The sequence below is a fragment of the Rhizobium sp. AN80A genome, from assembly GCF_030053015.1.
Taxonomy (GTDB): Bacteria; Pseudomonadota; Alphaproteobacteria; order Rhizobiales; family Rhizobiaceae; genus Rhizobium; species Rhizobium metallidurans.
Map to the genome: position 1 here is coordinate 359818 of NZ_JASJPX010000003.1, position 18710 is coordinate 378527.

Genomic DNA, 18710 nt, shown 5'->3' on the forward strand with positions numbered 1-18710 from the left:
CATGTCCGGTCTGTCGTCCTCGGGTCCAATCGTTCTCGTCGGCGCCGGCAACATGGGGGGCGCGATGCTCTCCGGCTGGCTCAAGAACGGTGTGCCCGGTGCTTCCGTGGTCGTCGTCGATCCGGGCCCCTCGGCCCAGATGATGGCTGTTATCAGCGAGGCGGGCGCCAGGCATGTGACGACGCTTCCCTCCGAATTGAAGGCCGGCGTGCTGTTTCTGGCGGTCAAGCCGCAGGTCATGGACGCGGTGCTTCCATCCGTCAAAAGCGCCGTCGGCGCCGATACGGTCGTGGTTTCGGTCGCGGCGGGCAAGACGCTCGGCTTTCTCGAAACGCATCTCGGCGAAGCGGCGATGGTTCGCGCCATGCCGAACACGCCCGCCATGGTCGGCCGTGGCGTCACCGGCGCCTACGCCAACCAGCGCGTCGGCCAGAACCAGCGCGATCAGGTGCACGCGCTGCTCAGGGTCTCCGGACCCGTGGAATGGGTGCCTTTGGAATCCGATATCGATGCCGTTACAGCCCTTTCGGGCAGTGGTCCTGCGTATGTGTTCTATCTCGTGGAGTGCATGGCAGAAGCAGGCCGCAAACTTGGCCTGCAGGCGGACCTTGCCATGCGGCTTGCACGGGAAACTGTCGCGGGGGCTGGTGAGCTTTTGCACCAGTCCCCCGACGACGCATCGAAGCTGCGCCAGAACGTGACGTCGCCCGGCGGCACGACGGCGGCGGCGCTCTCCGTGCTGATGGCTGACGATGCGATGCAGCCGCTGTTCGACAAGGCGCTTTCGGCCGCGCGCAAGCGCGCCGAGGAACTCGCGGGCTGAGGCTGATTTTCATGACCGAAGAAATTACCTACGGCGATTTCGAGCGGGTCGACATCCGTGTCGGCACAGTGATCGAGGCCAATCCGTTTCCCGAGGCGCGCAAGCCGGCCTTCAAGCTGCTGATCGACTTCGGGCCGGAGATCGGCGTCAAGAAGTCCTCGGCGCAGATCACCGTGCACTATACGCTCGACGATCTCGTCGGCCGACAGGTCTTGTGCGTCGTCAACTTCCCGCCGCGACAGATCGGGCCATTCCGCTCCGAGGTGCTGACGCTCGGTTTCGAGGACGAGGCCGGCGCCATCGTGCTCGCGGCGCCGGACAAGCCGGTCCCGAACGGAAAGAAGATCATGTGATCGGCGCAGCGCCGAGGCCTTGCGCCCGGCGTTTCGGTGCCGGTGTCTTCAGTGAATGTCGCGCGAGAGCGGGTCCGACAGGCCGAAATCGTGAAACGTGGCTTCGAAGCCGGCGCGCTGCGGCGAGCAGAAGACCGGGCCCACCATCAATTCCTCAAGCTTCGGGTCGAACCAGGCGAGGCGCGCCATGCGCCAGTCCGCCATCATGTCCGTCCTGTACTGGATGAACAGCGCATCGCCATTGCGCGTCACGCGCACGGCGATCCTTTCAAAATCATGGTCGATGCTAAAAGCCGACCAATCGGAATTGCCATTCGTGACGACGACGCTGAAATGGCGGGCACCGTCGGTATATTCGATCCCGCACTTCATCCAGTGCGTCGCATCGGCGCGCAGCATGATGCCCGCCTGATCGTAGAGCGCCTGGTAATTTGCCGAAAAACTGACCTCGGCGGTAAAGTCGCCGCGGCGGGGGCGATGAAGGAAATGGCCATCGTCGCGGTGAAAGCCGTAATAGGTGCCCTGCCAGAAGTCGGTCTTCTCGCCGGAGCGCACAAGCAGGCCGTCTTCGCGCTGCTCGGCGAAAGGCGGCGGGTTGAGCCAGGTCATGTCGGTGGTATCGATCGCCATCGTGATCTCAGGCCGGGACGCGGATAATGGCGCGCAGGCCGCCGAGCGGGCTATCGCCAAGCGTGACGTTGCCGCCGTGGCTGCGGGCGATGTCGCGGGCGATCGCGAGGCCGAGACCGGTGCCCGACGCATCGAGATTGCGGGCTTCGTCGAGGCGGAAGAAGGGCTTGAAGACGTCTTCGCGGTTCTTTTCCGGAATGCCGGGGCCATCGTCGTCGAAGGTGATGGTCAGCCACTTGGCGCCGTGCTTGGCCTCGATGTTGAGGGTGCCGGCGTAGCGGCGCGCATTGGAGGCTAGGTTGGTGACGAGACGGGTGAACGCGTTCGGCCTGACCTGGATGTCGTCGTCGCCCTCGATCGAGTGGGTGAGCGTCTTGCCGTGCAGGGCGAAGTCGGGCTCGAGCTTCAGCAGCAGTTCGCTGAGCTTGAGCTCGCCGACATCTTCCTCGACCTCGCTGCGGGCGAAGGCCATGTAGGCCTCCAGCATCGACTGCATGTCGTTGACGTCGTCGCTCATGCCCTGAAGATCGGGATTGTCACCGGCAAGCGCCAGCTGCAGCTTGAAGCGGGTCAGGATGGTGCGCAGGTCGTGGCTGACGCCCGTGAGCATCGCCGTCCGCTGCTCCATCTGGCGCTCGATGCGCTCGCGCATGAGGATGAAGGCGAGGCCGGCGCGGCGGACTTCGTCGGCGCCGCGCGGATAGAAGTTGTCGGCCTTCTGGCCCTTGCCGAAGCTTTCGGCGGCGGCGGCGAGTTTCTGGATCGGTCTGATCTGGCCCCTGAGGAACAGGATGGAGATGGTGATCAGCACCAGCGACGCGCCGACCATCCAGACGATGAAGATATGGGTGTTGGAGGCGTAGGTCCGGTTGCGCTTGGCGAGCACGCGCAGGATCTTGCCGTCGAGCTTCACCCTGATCTCGACGAGGTTGGAATCGCCCACCGTGTCAATCCAGAAGGGGCGCTTGATCTGATCGCGGATCTCGTCGCTGAGAATGCCGTCGAGAATGGAGAAGAACGGCTTGATGCGGGGCGGGGGCAGCTCGCCGTCAGGCTCGATCGAGATCTGCAGGCTGAGCTGGTCGCGGGCGATGCGGGTGATTTCGCTGTAGTCCGTATCCTGCGGATAGGTGTCGATCATCTGGATGATCGCGGCGATATCGGCGGTCACGGCCATCGACAGGCGCTGGGTGACCATCTGCCAGTGACGTTCCATGAAGACGGCGGCTACGACGGACTGCAGCAGCACCATCGGCATGATGATGATGATCAGCGAGCGGACATAAAGGCCCTTGGGAAGCTGGCGGCGCAGCAGGCGGGTAAACCAACGCCAGCCGGAAACCGGCGAGCGGTCCTCGCGTCTCAAGGAGTCGAATGTCACCATCTAATCTTAGAGCCTTTCGGGGTCCCGGATCTTCAATCGATGCTCAGCCGGTATCCTATACCACGAACCGTTTGGAGCCAGACCGGATTTGACGGATCGTCCTCGATTTTGCGGCGCAGTCGGTTGATCTGCACGTCGATGGTGCGTTCGCCGACATCGACATCGTTGCCGATCAGTTCATGGCGCGGAATGGTGTCGCCGGCGCGCTTGGCGAAGAGCAGCATGATTTCCTGTTCGCGATCCGTGAGGCGCACGATTTCGGCCGCCTTCTTCAGTTCGCGACGGGTCAGCGAAAACGTGTAGGGGCCGAACATCACCTGCTCGATCTTCGGCGCGTCGCCGGAGACGTTGCGGCGCAGGATATTGTTGATGCGGAGAACGAGCTCGCGCGGGTCGAAGGGCTTGGGGAGGTAATCGTCGGCGCCGGCCTCGAGGCCGGCGATGCGGCTGTCGGATTCGGCGAGCGCCGTCAGCATGATGATCGGCACGTTCTTGATGATGCGCAGATCCCTGGTGACGTCGATGCCGGATTCGCCGGGCATCATCACGTCCATGATGATCAGATCGAAATCGAGGCCGCCAAGCTTGCGGCGTGCCTCTGCGCCATCGGCCGCGACCGTCACGCGGAAGCCGTTCTCGCTCAGATAGCGGTTGAGCAGCGCGCGAATACGCGTGTCGTCATCCACAACGAGCAAGTGTGCCGCATCGTCCGAAATCAGTATCTTCGCCGCCATTCAGTCCGCTTTCGAGTTTTGTCTGTTCTGCATGCCACTCAGGAAGGCCTTGACGCCGGCCCTTACTTCCGGAGACGCTCCGTCGAATGCTCTCTCAATACGGCGCGATTGCGGCTCGGCGAGTGCAAGCGCAAGATCCCGCCCGGTCGCGGTGGGATAGAGCTTGCGCTGGCGCCGGTCCTCAGGCCCCGCTTTTTGTTGAATATACCCCGAGATCGATAAGCTGTTTGAGTACCCTTGCGAGACTCTGTTTGGTTATCTTCAACGTATCCAGGAGATCGGCAACGGTCATGCCGGGGTTTCGGTTAACGAAATGCACCACGCGGTGATGGGCGCGTCCGAAACCGCTTTTGGCGAGGATCGCATCAGGATCGGAGACGAAGTCCCGATAGGAGAAAAACAGGAGCTCGATGATATCGAAGTCGATGGTTTCGGTGTTTTCCAACGGCTTGGTCAAAGGCTCCGGCCTGGGCTCCCGCCTGCCGGCTTTCGGGCTGCTCTGTCGTGCCAATTCGGCATTTCCTTTCCTGCTTGTCGCCGCGTGCCGGGACGCGGGAATATATGTCAGCAATCATGACATATATTCCGGTGCCCGTCGGCGTCCGGCTTTCGCGCGTGCAAAGATATCGGCGTTGTTACGAAAACCGAGTTGCGCCCGCGCAAAATTCCCCATGCGATACGCAATTCCCCTGCGTGATCGGATTAAGAGGCATATTTGCGGCAACAATCAACAGGCATGACGCAAGCGCCGTCGCGAGTTCACAATCGCGTCGCATCCGGCTGCTCGTCGGGAGAGGCGTACGGGTGAGTTGCGTCGCGCAAAAGCGTGCATGGAAAAGGCGGCCGGGTGGCCGCCTCGCTTGGTGAATTCAGGTCTCGTCACGTCTTAGTTGTAGACGTAGACGATACGGCGCGTACCCGGATCGACAAGAACCGGACGGTCGTTGATACGGGCGTAACGGTACTGATAGTCAGGGATCTCCTGGAAGGTCACGGTACCGGGCACCTGCGCGCCGACGACGACGTCACCGCCGACCTCGACCGTGCTGCCGGGGTTGCTCTCGATGTAGGTGGTGACCGTCTGTGGCGGTTCGATGGTCTCGACCGATCCGACCGGGCCGAGCAGTTCGTCGCCCGGAGCGGGTTCGGCGGGGCCGGTCGCGGCCGTGGTTTCATAGGTCACGACGGGAATATCGAGATCGGCTTGGTTCTGATCAACGATCACCTGGGTGCCGCCACGGTCCATCTGCAGATACTGCGCATAGACCCAGCCGCGCATGCCGTTGACATCGACGCGGCACCACTGGCTGCCGGCGACACAGCCGTCGAGGATGGTTTCGGAACCGCGCGTCGCAACGCCGACGGTGGGATACTGGGTGCCGGGGCCGGCGTGAATGGTCAGATCGTTGATGGCCGTTGCGGCCATTTCCGCGCGGGCGAGGCCGGCGGAAGCCAGAACCATTGCGCCTGCCAGGAAAAGATTTCGCTTCATGGTCATCGTGGGTCTCCTTTTATAGACGGGTTGGTAACGCCCGGGAAAAGGGGAGGTTCCGCCGGAGGCGATCACAGCACATTACACTTGTCGTTGCAGCGTGACGGGCCCCTGCGGAAAATCGAGGCTGCATGCGCCGGAATTTGCGACTATACCCGGTTCAACACCGACGAACTGCGCAAGACATAAAGCGAGGCACCCCATGAGCATGCTCCAGGCCGGGATCATTCCGGTGACAGCGTTCCAGCAAAACTGCACGATCTTTTTCGATCAGGACACGAAGGAAGGGGTGGTGATCGATCCGGGCGGGGATGTCGCGAATATCCTGCAGGGGATCGAGCAGAATGGGCTCAAGATCAAGGCCATCTGGCTCACCCACGGCCATCTCGACCACGCCGGCGGCGCCAAGGAGCTCAAGGAAGCGCTTGGTGTCGACATCATCGGTCCGCACGAGGACGACCTGCCGCTGCTGCAGCGGATCGAGACGCAAGCGGAGAAGTACGGGCTGCCGGCCGGGGGCATGCGCAATGTCGAGCCTGACCGCTGGCTGAAGGATGGGGACACCGTGTCCTTCGGCGAACATGTGTTCGAGGTCTATCACACGCCGGGCCACGCGCCGGGCCATGTCATCTATTTCAACCGGGCGCAGAAGTTCGCGCATGTCGGCGACGTCCTGTTCAACGGCTCGATCGGCCGGACCGATCTGCCCGGCGGAAACCACCAGCAGTTGCTCGATTCCATTCGCGACAAGGTGCTGCCGCTGGGCGACGAGGTCGGTTTCATCTGCGGCCACGGCCCGGGCAGCCGGATCGGCGACGAGCGGCGCGGCAATCCCTATCTGCAGGGTCTTTGATCAGGCCGGCAAAAGACGTCGCGCAAAACAAAAGCGCCGCTGAAAAGCGGCGCTTCGTTCATTCCCGATCTCAGTTCGATCAGTTGGCGACGCAGAAGTGGCTGCGACCGTCGTTGCCGATGAAGGTGCCGCTGCGCGGATCGAAGGACCGGTAGCGGTAAGAGCAGTAACGCTCCCACTGCGGGGTCCACGGCTCGACGCCGACGCGAACCGGAGCAGGCTGGTAGTAGCGCACCGGAGCGGGTCTGTAATAGCGGGGAGGTGGCGCACGATAGACCGGCACGTCGTCATAGGCGTAGGGCGGATCGATATAGCGCGGTTCGTCGTAACGCGGCGCATTGGCGATCGCCGAGCCGACGATCAAACCGGTTGCAAGGCCAACGGCACCACCGACCAAAGCGTCGTTGTTGTTGTTGTGGCCGCGATAGCGCCAGTCGTTAGCCGATGCGGCGCCGATCGACGAGAAGGTGATGGCAGCCGCGGTTGCCGTCAGAAAAAGGGTCTTGGCAAGGCTATTCATGTGTTCTGTCCTGTTCAAACTCTTAGCCGGTTTTGCACCTTGATGATGGCAAGTTAGCGGCTGGCGTCTGAATGCAGGCTGAACGATAAAACCCGGCGACCCGCCGGGCTTCAACGCGATTGGAAGGCTTGCTCTATCAGCCGTCGATCTGCAGGTTGACGGCCTTCGGGCCCTTGCCGCGACGATCCGGTTCGGTGTCGAAGCTTACCTTCTGGTTCTCCGTCAGCCCGGCCAATCCGGAAGCCTGAACGGCGGAAATATGAACGAAGATGTCCGCGCCGCCCTTGTCAGGCTTGATGAAGCCGAAGCCCTTGTCGGTGTTGAAGAATTTTACAGTCCCAGTCTCGGCCATGCGTCAGGTCCTTTGATCTCTGCCCGCCATCCACACGGGCAGCATACTGATATTGCCTCCTCACGGAGACGCTAGCAGGCAATTATTGAATGGTGAGAAAAAGGTCCCCTCTAAATCAGCCCGGTTCTCCGCAGAACTTACGCCTGCTTTCTGGACCCAGCCGACCGGAGTATTAGCGTCTCCGGCGCGCACATTCTTAAGGACTTCCCATGCTCGCAAAATGCCCGAACGCCACGAGATTGCTGCGATTATTCACTTTTGGCAAGCAAAAGTTTTCTGACGCAACGCAGCCCCGCGCGCCAATTCCGGGTGGGTTTTGCGCTCTAACGAAAAAAAACGCTCATCAGCCGCCGCTGATCAACGTTTTGTATCGTGAGCAATATATTTTAGGAGCAGATTTTGCCAAAATTACAACGTGCGCGCGACCTCGCGAATGTTAAACTTTTTTTCACTTTTTCTGTTTCAGCCCGGATTCTGGCTGATAAGCAGGCCGTTTTGACGACGTCGGCGAGCTATTTCGGGGACGATTTCAACTAGAAGCATTGCCGCGAACATCAGCGCGCAGCCGACATAGCCGAGAGTGGAAATCTTCTCGCCCAGCACCACGGCGCCGAGTGCCGCGCCGAACAGCGCTTCCGACGACAGGAAGATCGCCGCTTGCGAGGAGGTGGTGTAGCGCTGGCCGATGATCTGCAGCGAAAAGGCGATGCCAGACGAGAAGATGCCGACATAGAGGATCTCCGGCGCCGCGTCCCGGATCGCAGCCCAGCTGATCGGTTCGACAATGACGGCCGCGGCCAGCGCCACGACGGCGGTGACGGCAAACTGCGCCATCGAAAGCGTCAAGGCCCGGCCGGTCTCGGAGACGATGATGCCGGCAAGCGTGATCTGCCCGGCGGAGAAGACGGCGCAGAAGATCGTCAGGATATCGCCGCGCGACAGGGCCGACATGTCGCCACCCGACAGCAGATAGATGCCGGTCAGGGCCATCAAGGCGCCCGGCCAGACGATCCAGTGCGGCGCCCGGCGCAGGAACACCACGGCGATGATCGGTACGATCACGACGTAGAGCCCGGTGAGGAAACTTGAATTGGTGACGGTCGTCGTCTGGAGGCCGATCTGCTGGGTGATCATGACGCCGAAGAGGGTCAGACCGATCAGAAGATAGAGCATTCCATGCCGCCTGGTGGTCTTGACCTCGCTCTTGCGCGCCTCGAGCAGTGCGAAGGGGAGCACGGCGATGGTGGCAATGGCGAAGCGGAGACCGACGAACCAGAGCGGACCGATCGTGTCCATCGCCGTCGACTGCGCGACGAAGCCGCCGCCCCATATGGCGCCAGCCAGCAATAGAACAAGGTTCGCCTGTATGCGCGTCATCATCATCTCGATGTCGGGAGGCTTGACCTTCACGAAGAGGGCAAGCGGTCTGATATGACGCGACCGTTAGCAGTTGCTTCTAAAGAGGGCAAGGCAGCCGCCCGACAGATCAGCCGTTGTCGGCAGGTGCCCTGGAGACACGCAGCAGCGCGCCGTCATCCTCGTCGGTGACGATCAGGAGCGCGCCATCGGGGGCGACCACGACGTCGCGCATGCGGCCATAGGCGCCGTCGAACATGCGCTCCTCGGCCACGAAGGCGCCGCTGTCATCGCGCTGCATGCGCGACAGCATCTGGAACTTCAGGGCGGCGACCAGGAAATCGCCATCCCATTCCGGAAACATCTTGCCGCGATAGATGGCGAGCGCGCCCGGCGCGATCGAGGGATCCCAATAATAGAGCGGCTGCTCCAGCCCCTTCTTGGCCGTGCCTTCGCCGATCTCGACGCCGGAATAGTCGCGGCCGTAGGTGATGATCGGCCAGCCGTAATTCTTGCCGGGCTCGATGCCGTTGATCTCGTCGCCGCCGCGCGCGCCGTGCTCGACGGTGTAGAGCTTTCCGTCTGCGGCGTCGAAGGCGATGCCCTGCGGGTTTCTGTGGCCCTTCGACCAGATTTCCGGCAGCGGCTTCCCGCCGTCCTTGAGGGGGCCTCCGTCCTTGAAGGGATTGTCGGCGGGGATGCTGCCATCGGCATTGATGTGGACGATCGAGCCGGCATCGTCCCCCCAGTCCTGGGAGCGGTCGCGATCGCCGCGGTCGCCGACGCTGATGAAGAGCGAGCCATCCCTGGCGATGGCGATGCGCGAACCATACTGCAGGCCGGCGCTGGTGAACTTGCGCATCTTGAAGATCGACTTGACGTTCTCTAGCGCCGTTCCATCGTCGGAAAGCGTGGCGCTGAAGGCTTCGGTGCCCGAGCCGCCGTCGCCGACGGTCGCGGCCGTGAGATAGAGAACGCGCGACGTCGCGAAATCGGGCGCCAGTTCCACATCCAGCAGGCCGCCCTGGCTTCTGGCGCTGACCTTGGGTACGCCCGATATCGGCGCGGAGAGCTTGCCGTCCCTGACGATCCGCAAACGCCCCGGGCGCTCGGTCACCAGATAGCCGCCATCGGGAAGGGCCGCCACCGCCCATGGATTTTCCAACCCCGAGGCTATCGTTTCGACCTGAACCCGCACCTTTTTGGTGTCGACCGTGTCGGCCGCCATGGCGGGGATCGACTGGGCGACAGCCGCTACCGCCGCCAGCATCACACCGAGCCGAAGTGTCGAAACTGCTGTCATCGTCCATCCCACCAATGCAAATCCATCATCGCTGCCTGAGACTTGGGGGCGGGGCGCCTGGCTTCAAGCCTTAAAGGGTGGGGGATAACGGCATTGTGTTTGCGGCCTGAACCGCGCCGGTCGTTCGCGAAAGGGCCGATCCGGCGAAGGTTTTGATTTCAGGGCGTAAATCGGGATGGTGCCGGGCAGGCGAGGTTCGACAACGCCAATCTCGATCCCGATGACGCGAATGATCACGAAGAATCATCGTTTTCATCACGCGTTTGGCCTTGAAAAGCCTGCCTACATTGGACATAGACCGTAGCGCAGAATTCTGGCCCCGGCCGTCTGCTAAAATCAACCGTATAGGACCGATATCATGGCCTTTCTTGCCGATGCTCTTTCCCGTGTGAAGCCTTCAGCCACCATCGCCGTTTCCCAGAAAGCGCGCGAGTTGAAAGCAAAAGGCCGTGACGTGATCGGTCTTGGCGCCGGCGAGCCGGACTTCGATACGCCCGACAACATCAAGCAGGCGGCGATCGACGCGATCAACCGCGGCGAGACGAAGTACACGCCGGTTTCGGGTATCCCGGAGCTGCGCAAGGCGATCGCCGCGAAGTTCAAGCGCGAGAACGGCCTGGATTACTCCTGGGAGCAGACGATCGTCGGCACCGGCGGCAAGCAGATTCTTTTCAACGCCTTCATGGCGACGCTGAATGCCGGCGATGAAGTCGTCATCCCGGCGCCCTACTGGGTGTCGTATCCCGAGATGGTGGCGCTGTGCGGCGGTACGCCCGTCACGGTGATGACGACGCAGGAAAACAACTTCAAGCTCCAGGCTGAAGATCTCGACAAGGCGATCACGCCGAAGACGAAGTGGTTCATCTTCAACTCGCCGTCCAACCCGTCGGGTGCCGCCTATACGCATGACGAACTCAAGGCGCTCACCGACGTGCTGCTCAAGCATCCGCATGTCTGGGTTCTGACCGACGACATGTACGAGCACCTGACCTATGGCGACTTCAAGTTCGTCACGCCCGTCGAAGTCGAGCCGAAGCTCTATGACCGCACGCTCACCATGAACGGCGTTTCCAAGGCTTACGCGATGACCGGCTGGCGTATCGGCTACGCGGCCGGCCCGATCCAGCTGATCAAGGCGATGGACATGATCCAGGGCCAGCAGACCTCGGGCGCATCGTCGATCGCGCAGTGGGCCGCCGTCGAGGCGCTCAACGGCACGCAGGCGTTCATTCCCGAGAACAAGAAGATCTTCGAAGGCCGCCGCGACCTCGTCGTGTCGATGCTGAACCAGGCCAAGGGCATTTCCTGCCCGAACCCGGAAGGCGCCTTCTACGTCTACCCGTCCTGCGCCGGCCTGATCGGCAAGACGGCGCCGACGGGCAAGGTTATCGAGACGGACGAGGACTTCGTGTCCGAGCTTCTGGAAGCGGAAGGCGTCGCCGTTGTGCACGGTTCGGCCTTCGGTCTCGGCCCGAACTTCCGCATCTCCTACGCGACCTCGGAAGAACTGCTGGAAGAAGCCTGCAAGCGCATCCAGCGCTTCTGCGGCGCCTGCAAGTAAGCGTCCGACAGACGACGGAAATCACAAGGCCCGCCAGCAATGGTGGGCCTTTCGCGTTCAAGCGGCCACGTTGACCGTGAGAGCGGCCGGACATATATTTTCTTCATGAAGACGATGTCCATCCGTGAAGTCCAGGACCGTTTCGAAGAGCTTGCCCATGATGTGGAGCAGGGAGAGACCGTGACCGTCACACGAGACGGTCGGCCGGTGTTTGATATCGTGCCGCGAAGCATGGAGCGCGCGTCTCAAAAGAAGGGCGGGATAGATTGGGAAGCCGGTCAGGCCTATCTTCGCTCAATCGGCGTCACGGATGCCGTTCCCTACATTGCGGATGACTTCGATGATCCCTTGCCTGAAGACTTCCTGTTGAGGCCGCTGCCGGACAAATGAAGCTCCTCCTCGATACTCATTTTGTCCTCGCTTTCATGCGGCAGGAGTTCGAGGTCAGATATCCGCGATATTACAGTCTGTTTTCACAGGGGAGAGAAGATGCTTTTGTCAGCGTCGTGAGCCTCTGGGAAATCTCGATCAAGACGAGACTTGGTAAACTTGAACCTGGAATGCCCCTGGAGAAAATCCCGCGCTTCCTGCAGGAAGCCAAGCTGGCGATTGTCTGTATCGATATCCCTCATGTCATCACGGCAGCCGAGCCGGAACCGCTCACGCGCGATCCCTTCGATCGCCTGCTTCTGGCCCAATGCCAAGTCGAGGGGCTGCAACTCGTGACGATCGACCGGCTGCTTGTCGACCATCCCATGGCATTCCGGATCTAGTGGACGCGCTCGATCAACATCGGGTGTCTTGCCAAATCGATTCCGATCTTTCACCCAATCTGTTGAATTTCATACTATAATCCCAGGCTGGTCAGCATCAGGAACGTTGCGAACAGGATGAAATGGGTCATGCCCTCGATGGCATTGGTCTCGCCGTCGTTGAGGTTGATGGCGGCGGCGATCAGGGTGATCGTGACCATCACCGTCTGCACCGGCGTCATCGCCATGATGAAGGGCTGGCCGGTATAAAGCGCGATTGCCTCCATGACCGGCACGGTCAGGATGACGGTCGAGAGCGAGGCGCCCATGGCGATGTTGACGGTTGCCTGCATGCGGTTCCTCAGCGCGGCGCGGAGCGCGGTCAGGATCTCGGGCGCGGCGGATATGGCCGCGACGACGAGGGCCATAAGGCCGAGGGGCGCGCCTGTGTCCTTGAGGCCTGTCGTCATGAAGGCCGACATGAATTCGGCGAGCACGCCGATGATGACGACGCCCGCGAGAATGGTGGCGATCGATACGGCCGTCGATCCTTCGTCGGGATGAGGCGCCGAAGCCTCCGCCTTTCGCTCGCTGCGCGGGTAGCTGTAGCTGAAGAAATAGCTGTGCTGGCCGACCTGCATGCGCAGGAAGAGGGTGTAGAGCGCGATCATCGCGACGATGGTGAAGGCCGAGTAGTAGTGCCACTTGTCCGATGGCACGAATTCCGGGACGATCATGGAAATGCCGATGGCCGTCAGGATCATGACGCCATAGGTCTTGCCGGAATTGTCGTTATAGGGTTGTTCGCCGTGCTTCAATCCGCCGAGCAGGGCGGCGAGGCCGAGAATGCCGTTGATATCGAGCATCAGCGCCGAGTAGATCGTGTCGCGCACCAGCGTCGGCGAGCTTTCGTCGGCCACCATGATGGCGAGGATGATGACTTCGACGGCGACCGCCGAAAGAGTCAGGATCATCGTGCCATAGGGATCGCCGACCTTGATGGCGAGGATCTCGGCGTGATGGGCGACACGCATGGAGGCGAGCACGATGGTCACCACGAGCGCGACCGCGGCAATCAGCGCCGCCCCTCGGCCCATCTCCATGATCGCCTGTTCGGACAGAAAGGCGAACAGACCGATGGCAATCGCGATGAGCAGGTACCGTTCGGTTTTCAGGCGTGACGCGATCCCCAAGGTCCGGCTCCGGTCTTGATTCATGTATCAAGTCTAAGGCGATGATTTCACATATCAAGTCGGCGGTCCCCCGGGGCAGGTTTGCAGTCTTGGACATTTAATGGAATACTGCCTCATCGGTCAGCCGGAAGCATATCGCGGCGCCTCTCGTCTTTTTGCCAGATGGCACCGCGCGGAACCGGATCCAATCCGGTCGCTCCGGGTGTTGAACAGGCAAAAGAGGAGTGAAGTGCATGGTCAAGGTGGTCTATGAAGTTGTCCAGCACGATGGCGGCTGGGCCTACCGGCTTGGTGACGTGTATTCCGAGGCCTTTCCGACACATTCGGAAGCGCTGGAGGCGGCCCGTATCGTCGCGGCCGAGCAGCAGGTCGGCGGCGATTCGGCCGAGATCAGCTGGCAGGACGACAAGGGCAAGTGGCACGAGGAATATGCCGAAGGTGGCGACCGTCCGGAGACCGAGGTGGTCGACGGCAACTGGAAGACCCACCAGCCCGCCACGTCGCCGCGCGCCTGACCGATCACACCCTTCATGAGGCGTTCCGTCAGTCCCGGCGGACGAGCGCTTTCTCCCCGATATAATCGAGCAGGCCCGCGACCAGTGCATCGAAAGTGACGCGGTAGCGCGGCGAGGTCTTGATCGCCTCGTGCATCACCACCCAGGTCGCAAGCGGGATTTGGAACGCCCGCGGCAGGACGTGGACAATATCCGGGTCCGACGCCATGAGCCCCGTCTGGCACATTCCTATCCCCAGACCCGACCGTATCGCCGCCAGCTGCGCCAGCGTGCTGTCGGCCTTGAAGTCGAATGAGAGGTCGGCGAAGACGGGATAGCGTTTCAACATCGTCCTGACATAGCCGGTTTGCCGGTCGAAGCCGATCAGGCGGTGGCCCTCGAGATCGGCTAGCGTTTGTGGTGTTCCGCGATGGTCGAGATAGCGGCGATGGGCGTGAAAGCCGAGCGGGATGTCACCGATGCGGCGCACGACGAGCGCGTCCTGCGCCGGCTCGCTCATGCGCACGGCGATGTCGGCTTCGCGGCTGAGCAGATCCTCGACGGCGTCGGAGGCGGAAAGCTCGATCTCGAGTTCCGGGTATCGCCGCATCACAGGTGCCAGGATCGAGGGCAGAACCTCGACGCCAATCACTTCGCTGGCGCTGATGCGGACCGGTCCGGCGACGCGGTCGCGGTGGCCGGAGGCGGTGCGCAGAAGGGCGGCGGACGTCGATGCCAGCGTTTCGGCGTAAGGCCTGAGTTCAAGGGCGGCTTCGGTCGGCATCAGGCCGCTTTGCGAGCGGACGAAGAGGGGGAAGCCGACGATCTCTTCCAATGCGTCGACATGGCGACCGATGGTCGGCTGCGTCAGCCCGAGTTCGCGGGCGGCGGCCGATAGCGAGCCGTGGTCGAGCACGGCGAGAAGCGTGCGGTAGAAATCCCAGCTTGGCTCTGTCGTCATTCAAATATGTATAGAGGAGATACGAATTTCGTCAATTTCGTTTATTGGCGCTTGAGCGCATCATCACATCATCAAACGATGGAGACGATGATGACACAGCAGATCGCACTTGTTCTCGGAGCAACCGGCGGCATCGGCGGCGCGGTTGCCCGCAAGCTCTCGGCTCGTGGCTGGCATGTCCGGGCGCTCAACCGCAATGCGGAGAAGGCGCGCGCCGCCGAGCCCTGTTTGAACTGGGTTCAGGGAGATGCGATGCGTGCGGCCGATGTGATGGCCGCCGCGAAAGGGGCGAGCCTGATCGTGCACGCCGTCAATCCGCCCGGCTACCGCGACTGGGAAAAGCTGGTGCTGCCGATGCTCGACAATACGATTGCTTCCGCCAAAGCGGTCGGAGCAACGGTCGTGCTCCCGGGCACGGTCTATAATTTCGGGCCGGATGCGTTTCCCGTGCTTCGCGAGGATAGCCCGCAGCATCCGCTGACCAGGAAGGGTGGCATCCGCGTCGAGATGGAGAGGCGGCTGGAGGCCGGATCGCGGGATGGGGCTCCCGTGATCATCGTCAGGGCCGGCGATTTCTTTGGGCCGGGCGCGGGGAGCAGCTGGTTCTCGCAGGGCATGATCACGCCGGACAAGCCCGTGTCCACCGTAACCAATCCGGCGCGCAAGGGGGTGGGGCATCAGTGGGCCTATCTGCCCGATGTCGCGGAAACCATGGTGCAATTGGTCGAGCGCCGCGACCGGCTGCCTGAGTTCGCCGTCTATCATATGGACGGCTTCTGGGATCGTGACGGGCAAGAGATGGTCGAGGCGATCAGGCGCGCCGCTGGCGGGCGAGTGAAGGTGCGGAGCTTTCCCTGGTTCGCCGTGCCGCTGGCCGCACCCTTCGTGACCTTCATGCGAGAGCTGAAGGAGATGCGCTATCTCTGGCGCGAGCCGGTCCGGATGAGCAATGACCGGCTGGTGGCGGAACTCGGTGTCGAGCCGCGCACGCCAATCGATGAGGCCGTGAAGGCGACACTGGGCTCGCTGGGTTGCCTTGAGGGGCCGACGTCTGGTGAGACCGAGGAAGCGGTCGCGCCGCGTGGCTAGACTAGCGTCGGCTCAATTCCGCGAGTGCGATGCGGGCGACCGTGAGCGGACTCTCCGCTTCCGATGACATGGCGTCGCCGAGAAACCAGGCGGCGGAGAGGCCGCAATAAGCGGCGATCCAGCGCAGTAGGCGCTCGGGCTCGAGACTCGCGGCAGCGGATATGACCAGCAGTTGGCGTCGCAGCCGATTGGGGTCGGTGACCGTCGAAAGTTCAGGGTTGGCGAAGATGTTGGCGTAGTCGAAGCCGCGTTCGCCGGTGAGGCCCTTCGGATCGATCGCCAGCCAGCCGTGTTCCTCGAAGTCGAGGATATTACCGTGGTGGATGTCGCCGTGCAGGACGGTCTCGTCACGGGGGTCGGCGAGCATGGCGGCGGCGATGTCGTGGCAATCGGTGAGCACGCCGCCGTATCTGCAGGCGGCCGGAGTCAGGTCGCGGAACCATCGGGCAAGGGGAATGAGCGGCGGCTTCGGTGTCTGGCGCGGCGCGTGCAGTCTGGCAATGGTGTCGCAAAGGATGCGGCTTGCCTCGTCGTCTTGTCCGCACGAGGCCATGGCGAGCAGCGAGCGGTCGCCTTGGGCTCGCTCAAGCACGATTGCGTCGGTGTCGTGGCGATAGACCTTCGCCGCACCGTGACCGCCCCACCAGTGCATCACCGCGGCGCCCGATCGCTCGGCTTCGTCGGCGCTGAGCTTCAGCATGGCCGGCTTGTCGCGCCACAGGACGGGCAGGAGGTGGCTGGAGTGGGTGACGATAGGCTCGCCGTCAGGGGTGAGATGCCAGCGGTCGAGATAGGGCTTGAACATGGCGGGATGCTAGCCGGTCGCGGCCGGAAAGGGAAATGACGTGGGCCAAAAGAGAAATCCCGCCGGGTGGCGGGATTTCGAAGGCTTTGGTGATGTTCAGGCGACCTTTTCGAGGGCCGGGTAGTCGATGTAGCCCTTCGGGCCACCGCCGTAGAGTGTGGCCTGGTCGATATCGTTGAGCGGGGCGTTGGCCTTGAGACGCTCGACGAGATCGGGGTTGGCGATGAAGGGCTTGCCGAAGGCGATCAGGTCGGCCTTGCCGCTCTCGGCGGTGTCGATGGCGAGCTGGCGATCATAGCCATTGTTGACCATCCAGCTTGCCTTGCCGCCAGCCTTTTCATAGGCGGCGCGCAGGCCGGCATAGTCGAAGGGCTTGTCGCCCTGCTGGAAGTTGCGGTCGCCGCCGGTGGCACCTTCGATGACGTGGATGAAGGCGAGGTCGTATTTCGCGAGGCCCTCGACGACATAGCCGAAGAGCGGCTGCGGGGCGGCGTCGGATGCGTCGTTGGCGGGAGTGACCGGCGAAATACGGATGCCGGTGACGCGCGGGCCGATTTCCTTGGTGATCGCATCGACCACTTCGAACAGGAAGCGGGCGCGGTTTTCGATCGAGCCGCCATACTGGTCGGTACGGTCGTTGATGTCGGCGCGCAGGAACTGGTCGATCAGGTAGCCGTTGGCGGCGTGGATCTCGACGCCATCGAAACCGGCGTCGATCGCGGCGCGGGCGGCCTTGCGGTAGTCCTCGACGATGCCAGCGATTTCGGCGGTTTCAAGCGCGCGCGGCTCGGAGGTCTCGGCGAAGGAACCGGTGCCGTCTGAATTGACGAGGTAGGTCTTCGACTTGGCGGTCTTGTTGCTTGATGAGACCGGCTTGCCGCCGTTCGGCTGCAGCGTCGTGTGCGAGATGCGGCCGACATGCCACATCTGGACGACGATCTTGCCGCCATGGGCGTGGACGGCGTCGGTCACCCGCTTCCAGCCATCCAGCGCTTCCTTGCTGTAGAGGCCGGGGACGTCGGCATAGCCCTGGCCCTGGTGGGTGATCGCCGTCGCTTCGGTGACGATCAGGCCGGCGGAGGCGCGCTGCGTGTAATATTCGACGTTGAGGTCGTTCGGCACGGCGCCCGGCGAGCGGTTGCGGGTCAGCGGGGCCATGACGATGCGGTTTTTGACGGTGATGTCGCCGACCTTCGTCGGTTCGAAGAGCTTGCTCATGGAAAGTCCTTTCGGTGGTGGTTTGGGGGCTCAGGAAGACAATCGGTCGACCAGATCAGGCGTTGCGGCTCTGCTCGCGGTCGAGGGATGGGGGCGCTTGATGGGAGGAAAGCACGGGCGCATGGATCAGAGATCCCGCGCCAGTTGCTTGAGGAAGGCAGCGATGGTTTCCTCGTTGCGCTTGTAGAAGATCCACTGGCCGACCCGGCGCGTGGTGACGAGGTTGGCGCGGCTGAGCGTACCCAGATGGGCGGAGACGGTCGATTGCGAGAGGCCGCAGCGCTCGAACTGGCTGGCGCAGACACCCATTTCGAGCGGGTGCTCTTGCGAAGAGAAATGCTCCTCGGGATTCTTCAGCCAGTTCAGGATCTCCATCCGCTTGGGATGGGAGAGCGCCTTGAGGATTTCGTCGTTGTCCATCGTCGTTTGCCGAACCGTAAATCGCTTCTGGTCGATATATGGATCGTCAGTTTTCGATGTTCAAGATATGCGCGAACGGCGCCTGTGATTTTTTGCGTGGTTAAATTTTAAGCAAAAAAAGAGGGCCACCGAATGAACGGGGCCCTTTAAGGTGTGAAGGTTATTCAACCTCCAGAGGGGAACAGCTAATGCAGCGGCACTGGGAGAGAACCGCCATGTGCATCAACTGAGTGCGATATGATGCTTTGGCGGGCAGATTTCAATGCCCTTTTGCGCATGCCTGCTATGCAATGCAGCATTTTTTGCTGCATTGCGGAAAATCAGGGCAAAAAAAGAGGGCCACCGAAAATTCGGGGCCCTTTATAGGTATGAAGGTCTAAACCTCCAGAGGGGAACAGCTAATGCGGTGGAACTGGG

21 protein-coding genes and 1 pseudogene are annotated in these 18710 nt (G+C 62.0%); 8 read left to right on the forward strand and 14 right to left on the reverse strand.

Annotation, left to right across the window (positions count from 1 at the left end; all coding sequences use genetic code 11):
- Position 1: 1 nt before the first annotated feature.
- Together proC and P3R82_RS13325 are read left to right on the forward strand one after the other, a co-directional pair.
- The gene (gene proC / locus P3R82_RS13320) at positions 2–823 is read left to right on the forward strand and encodes a pyrroline-5-carboxylate reductase (protein ID WP_283194187.1); all 822 of its coding nucleotides are present in this window, start codon (positions 2–4) and stop codon (positions 821–823) included.
- A gap of 11 nt (positions 824–834) precedes the next feature.
- Positions 835–1176 (forward strand): tRNA-binding protein, encoded by a 342-nt coding sequence (locus P3R82_RS13325; RefSeq protein WP_283194188.1) that lies wholly within the window; start codon positions 835–837, stop codon positions 1174–1176.
- Positions 1177–1224: 48 nt separating this feature from the next.
- Here the strand turns inward: P3R82_RS13325 and P3R82_RS13330 are convergent, their stop codons facing one another.
- The 5 genes and pseudogenes from P3R82_RS13330 to P3R82_RS13350 all read right to left on the reverse strand — a co-directional run bounded on the left by P3R82_RS13330 (position 1225) and on the right by P3R82_RS13350 (position 5422).
- Positions 1225–1806, reverse strand: a complete 582-nt coding sequence (locus P3R82_RS13330; protein WP_283194189.1) for a DUF1349 domain-containing protein — start codon at positions 1804–1806, stop codon at positions 1225–1227.
- A 7-nt stretch (positions 1807–1813) separates the two neighbouring features.
- Entirely contained in the window at positions 1814–3190 is a 1377-nt protein-coding gene (locus P3R82_RS13335; RefSeq protein ID WP_183899309.1) for an ATP-binding protein, read from the reverse strand.
- A 32-nt stretch (positions 3191–3222) separates the two neighbouring features.
- Positions 3223–3924, reverse strand: a complete 702-nt coding sequence (locus tag P3R82_RS13340; RefSeq protein ID WP_283194190.1) for a response regulator transcription factor — start codon at positions 3922–3924, stop codon at positions 3223–3225.
- Positions 3925–4435 (reverse strand): annotated as a pseudogene (locus P3R82_RS13345) (MarR family transcriptional regulator). It abuts the gene before it with no gap.
- A 375-nt stretch (positions 4436–4810) separates the two neighbouring features.
- On the reverse strand, positions 4811–5422 hold the full coding sequence (locus P3R82_RS13350; protein ID WP_283194191.1) for a DUF1236 domain-containing protein: 612 nt from the start codon (positions 5420–5422) through the stop codon (positions 4811–4813).
- 196 nt (positions 5423–5618) lie between these two features.
- On the opposite strand from P3R82_RS13350, the gene P3R82_RS13355 reads away from it, so the two are divergent.
- Positions 5619–6269, forward strand: coding sequence for an MBL fold metallo-hydrolase (locus P3R82_RS13355; RefSeq protein ID WP_283194192.1), 651 nt, complete (start codon positions 5619–5621; stop codon positions 6267–6269).
- Positions 6270–6348: 79 nt separating this feature from the next.
- Here P3R82_RS13355 and P3R82_RS13360 read toward each other — a convergent pair whose 3' ends face one another.
- From P3R82_RS13360 to P3R82_RS13375, 4 genes are all read right to left on the reverse strand, one after another.
- Complete coding sequence (locus tag P3R82_RS13360; protein WP_183899304.1) at positions 6349–6789, reverse strand: BA14K family protein; 441 nt, start codon at positions 6787–6789, stop codon at positions 6349–6351.
- Between the two features lie 136 nt (positions 6790–6925).
- Positions 6926–7141 (reverse strand): cold-shock protein, encoded by a 216-nt coding sequence (locus P3R82_RS13365; RefSeq protein ID WP_018897410.1) that lies wholly within the window; start codon positions 7139–7141, stop codon positions 6926–6928.
- Positions 7142–7603: 462 nt separating this feature from the next.
- Positions 7604–8518, reverse strand: coding sequence for a DMT family transporter (locus P3R82_RS13370; protein WP_283194193.1), 915 nt, complete (start codon positions 8516–8518; stop codon positions 7604–7606).
- A gap of 109 nt (positions 8519–8627) precedes the next feature.
- A complete protein-coding gene (locus P3R82_RS13375; RefSeq protein ID WP_283194194.1) occupies positions 8628–9800 on the reverse strand; it encodes a PQQ-dependent sugar dehydrogenase in 1173 nt (390 codons plus the stop codon).
- A gap of 358 nt (positions 9801–10158) precedes the next feature.
- On the opposite strand from P3R82_RS13375, the gene P3R82_RS13380 reads away from it, so the two are divergent.
- From P3R82_RS13380 to P3R82_RS13390, 3 genes are all read left to right on the forward strand, one after another.
- On the forward strand, positions 10159–11361 hold the full coding sequence (locus tag P3R82_RS13380; protein ID WP_283194195.1) for a pyridoxal phosphate-dependent aminotransferase: 1203 nt from the start codon (positions 10159–10161) through the stop codon (positions 11359–11361).
- A 105-nt stretch (positions 11362–11466) separates the two neighbouring features.
- Positions 11467–11751, forward strand: a complete 285-nt coding sequence (locus P3R82_RS13385) for a type II toxin-antitoxin system prevent-host-death family antitoxin (RefSeq protein WP_283196337.1) — start codon at positions 11467–11469, stop codon at positions 11749–11751.
- The gene (locus P3R82_RS13390) at positions 11748–12134 is read left to right on the forward strand and encodes a type II toxin-antitoxin system VapC family toxin (protein WP_283194196.1); all 387 of its coding nucleotides are present in this window, start codon (positions 11748–11750) and stop codon (positions 12132–12134) included. Before P3R82_RS13385 ends, P3R82_RS13390 begins: the two co-directional genes overlap by 4 nt.
- A gap of 74 nt (positions 12135–12208) precedes the next feature.
- Here the strand turns inward: P3R82_RS13390 and P3R82_RS13395 are convergent, their stop codons facing one another.
- Positions 12209–13306, reverse strand: a complete 1098-nt coding sequence (locus P3R82_RS13395) for a calcium:proton antiporter (RefSeq protein WP_283194197.1) — start codon at positions 13304–13306, stop codon at positions 12209–12211.
- Between the two features lie 233 nt (positions 13307–13539).
- Between P3R82_RS13395 and P3R82_RS13400 the strand changes: the two genes are divergently transcribed.
- On the forward strand, positions 13540–13821 hold the full coding sequence (locus P3R82_RS13400; protein ID WP_183899299.1) for a DUF2188 domain-containing protein: 282 nt from the start codon (positions 13540–13542) through the stop codon (positions 13819–13821).
- Positions 13822–13849: 28 nt separating this feature from the next.
- Here the strand turns inward: P3R82_RS13400 and P3R82_RS13405 are convergent, their stop codons facing one another.
- Complete coding sequence (locus tag P3R82_RS13405) at positions 13850–14761, reverse strand: LysR family transcriptional regulator (protein ID WP_283194198.1); 912 nt, start codon at positions 14759–14761, stop codon at positions 13850–13852.
- 78 nt (positions 14762–14839) lie between these two features.
- On the opposite strand from P3R82_RS13405, the gene P3R82_RS13410 reads away from it, so the two are divergent.
- On the forward strand, positions 14840–15850 hold the full coding sequence (locus P3R82_RS13410; protein WP_283194199.1) for an SDR family NAD(P)-dependent oxidoreductase: 1011 nt from the start codon (positions 14840–14842) through the stop codon (positions 15848–15850).
- 1 nt (position 15851) lies between these two features.
- Here P3R82_RS13410 and P3R82_RS13415 read toward each other — a convergent pair whose 3' ends face one another.
- From P3R82_RS13415 to P3R82_RS13425, 3 genes are all read right to left on the reverse strand, one after another.
- Positions 15852–16655: an aminoglycoside phosphotransferase family protein gene (locus P3R82_RS13415; protein WP_283194200.1), complete on the reverse strand. Its 804-nt coding sequence runs from the start codon at positions 16653–16655 to the stop codon at positions 15852–15854.
- Between the two features lie 96 nt (positions 16656–16751).
- Positions 16752–17873, reverse strand: coding sequence for an alkene reductase (locus tag P3R82_RS13420; protein WP_283194201.1), 1122 nt, complete (start codon positions 17871–17873; stop codon positions 16752–16754).
- A gap of 126 nt (positions 17874–17999) precedes the next feature.
- A complete protein-coding gene (locus P3R82_RS13425) occupies positions 18000–18293 on the reverse strand; it encodes a metalloregulator ArsR/SmtB family transcription factor (protein ID WP_183899294.1) in 294 nt (97 codons plus the stop codon).
- Positions 18294–18710 lie beyond the last annotated feature (417 nt).

Bases quoted from the DNA above. Each gene is read 5' to 3' on its own strand.
- proC (WP_283194187.1), top strand. From the start codon at position 2: ATGTCCGGTCTGTCGTCCTCGGGTCCAATCGTTCTCGTCGGCGCCGGC.
- P3R82_RS13325 (WP_283194188.1), top strand. From the start codon at position 835: ATGACCGAAGAAATTACCTACGGCGATTTCGAGCGGGTCGACATCCGT.
- P3R82_RS13330 (WP_283194189.1), bottom strand. From the start codon at position 1,806: ATGGCGATCGATACCACCGACATGACCTGGCTCAACCCGCCGCCTTTC.
- P3R82_RS13335 (WP_183899309.1), bottom strand. From the start codon at position 3,190: ATGGTGACATTCGACTCCTTGAGACGCGAGGACCGCTCGCCGGTTTCC.
- P3R82_RS13340 (WP_283194190.1), bottom strand. From the start codon at position 3,924: ATGGCGGCGAAGATACTGATTTCGGACGATGCGGCACACTTGCTCGTT.
- P3R82_RS13350 (WP_283194191.1), bottom strand. From the start codon at position 5,422: ATGACCATGAAGCGAAATCTTTTCCTGGCAGGCGCAATGGTTCTGGCT.
- P3R82_RS13355 (WP_283194192.1), top strand. From the start codon at position 5,619: ATGAGCATGCTCCAGGCCGGGATCATTCCGGTGACAGCGTTCCAGCAA.
- P3R82_RS13360 (WP_183899304.1), bottom strand. From the start codon at position 6,789: ATGAATAGCCTTGCCAAGACCCTTTTTCTGACGGCAACCGCGGCTGCC.
- P3R82_RS13365 (WP_018897410.1), bottom strand. From the start codon at position 7,141: ATGGCCGAGACTGGGACTGTAAAATTCTTCAACACCGACAAGGGCTTC.
- P3R82_RS13370 (WP_283194193.1), bottom strand. From the start codon at position 8,518: ATGACGCGCATACAGGCGAACCTTGTTCTATTGCTGGCTGGCGCCATA.
- P3R82_RS13375 (WP_283194194.1), bottom strand. From the start codon at position 9,800: ATGACAGCAGTTTCGACACTTCGGCTCGGTGTGATGCTGGCGGCGGTA.
- P3R82_RS13380 (WP_283194195.1), top strand. From the start codon at position 10,159: ATGGCCTTTCTTGCCGATGCTCTTTCCCGTGTGAAGCCTTCAGCCACC.
- P3R82_RS13385 (WP_283196337.1), top strand. From the start codon at position 11,467: ATGAAGACGATGTCCATCCGTGAAGTCCAGGACCGTTTCGAAGAGCTT.
- P3R82_RS13390 (WP_283194196.1), top strand. From the start codon at position 11,748: ATGAAGCTCCTCCTCGATACTCATTTTGTCCTCGCTTTCATGCGGCAG.
- P3R82_RS13400 (WP_183899299.1), top strand. From the start codon at position 13,540: ATGGTCAAGGTGGTCTATGAAGTTGTCCAGCACGATGGCGGCTGGGCC.
- P3R82_RS13405 (WP_283194198.1), bottom strand. From the start codon at position 14,761: ATGACGACAGAGCCAAGCTGGGATTTCTACCGCACGCTTCTCGCCGTG.
- P3R82_RS13410 (WP_283194199.1), top strand. From the start codon at position 14,840: ATGGAGACGATGATGACACAGCAGATCGCACTTGTTCTCGGAGCAACC.
- P3R82_RS13415 (WP_283194200.1), bottom strand. From the start codon at position 16,655: ATGTTCAAGCCCTATCTCGACCGCTGGCATCTCACCCCTGACGGCGAG.
- P3R82_RS13420 (WP_283194201.1), bottom strand. From the start codon at position 17,873: ATGAGCAAGCTCTTCGAACCGACGAAGGTCGGCGACATCACCGTCAAA.
- P3R82_RS13425 (WP_183899294.1), bottom strand. From the start codon at position 18,293: ATGGACAACGACGAAATCCTCAAGGCGCTCTCCCATCCCAAGCGGATG.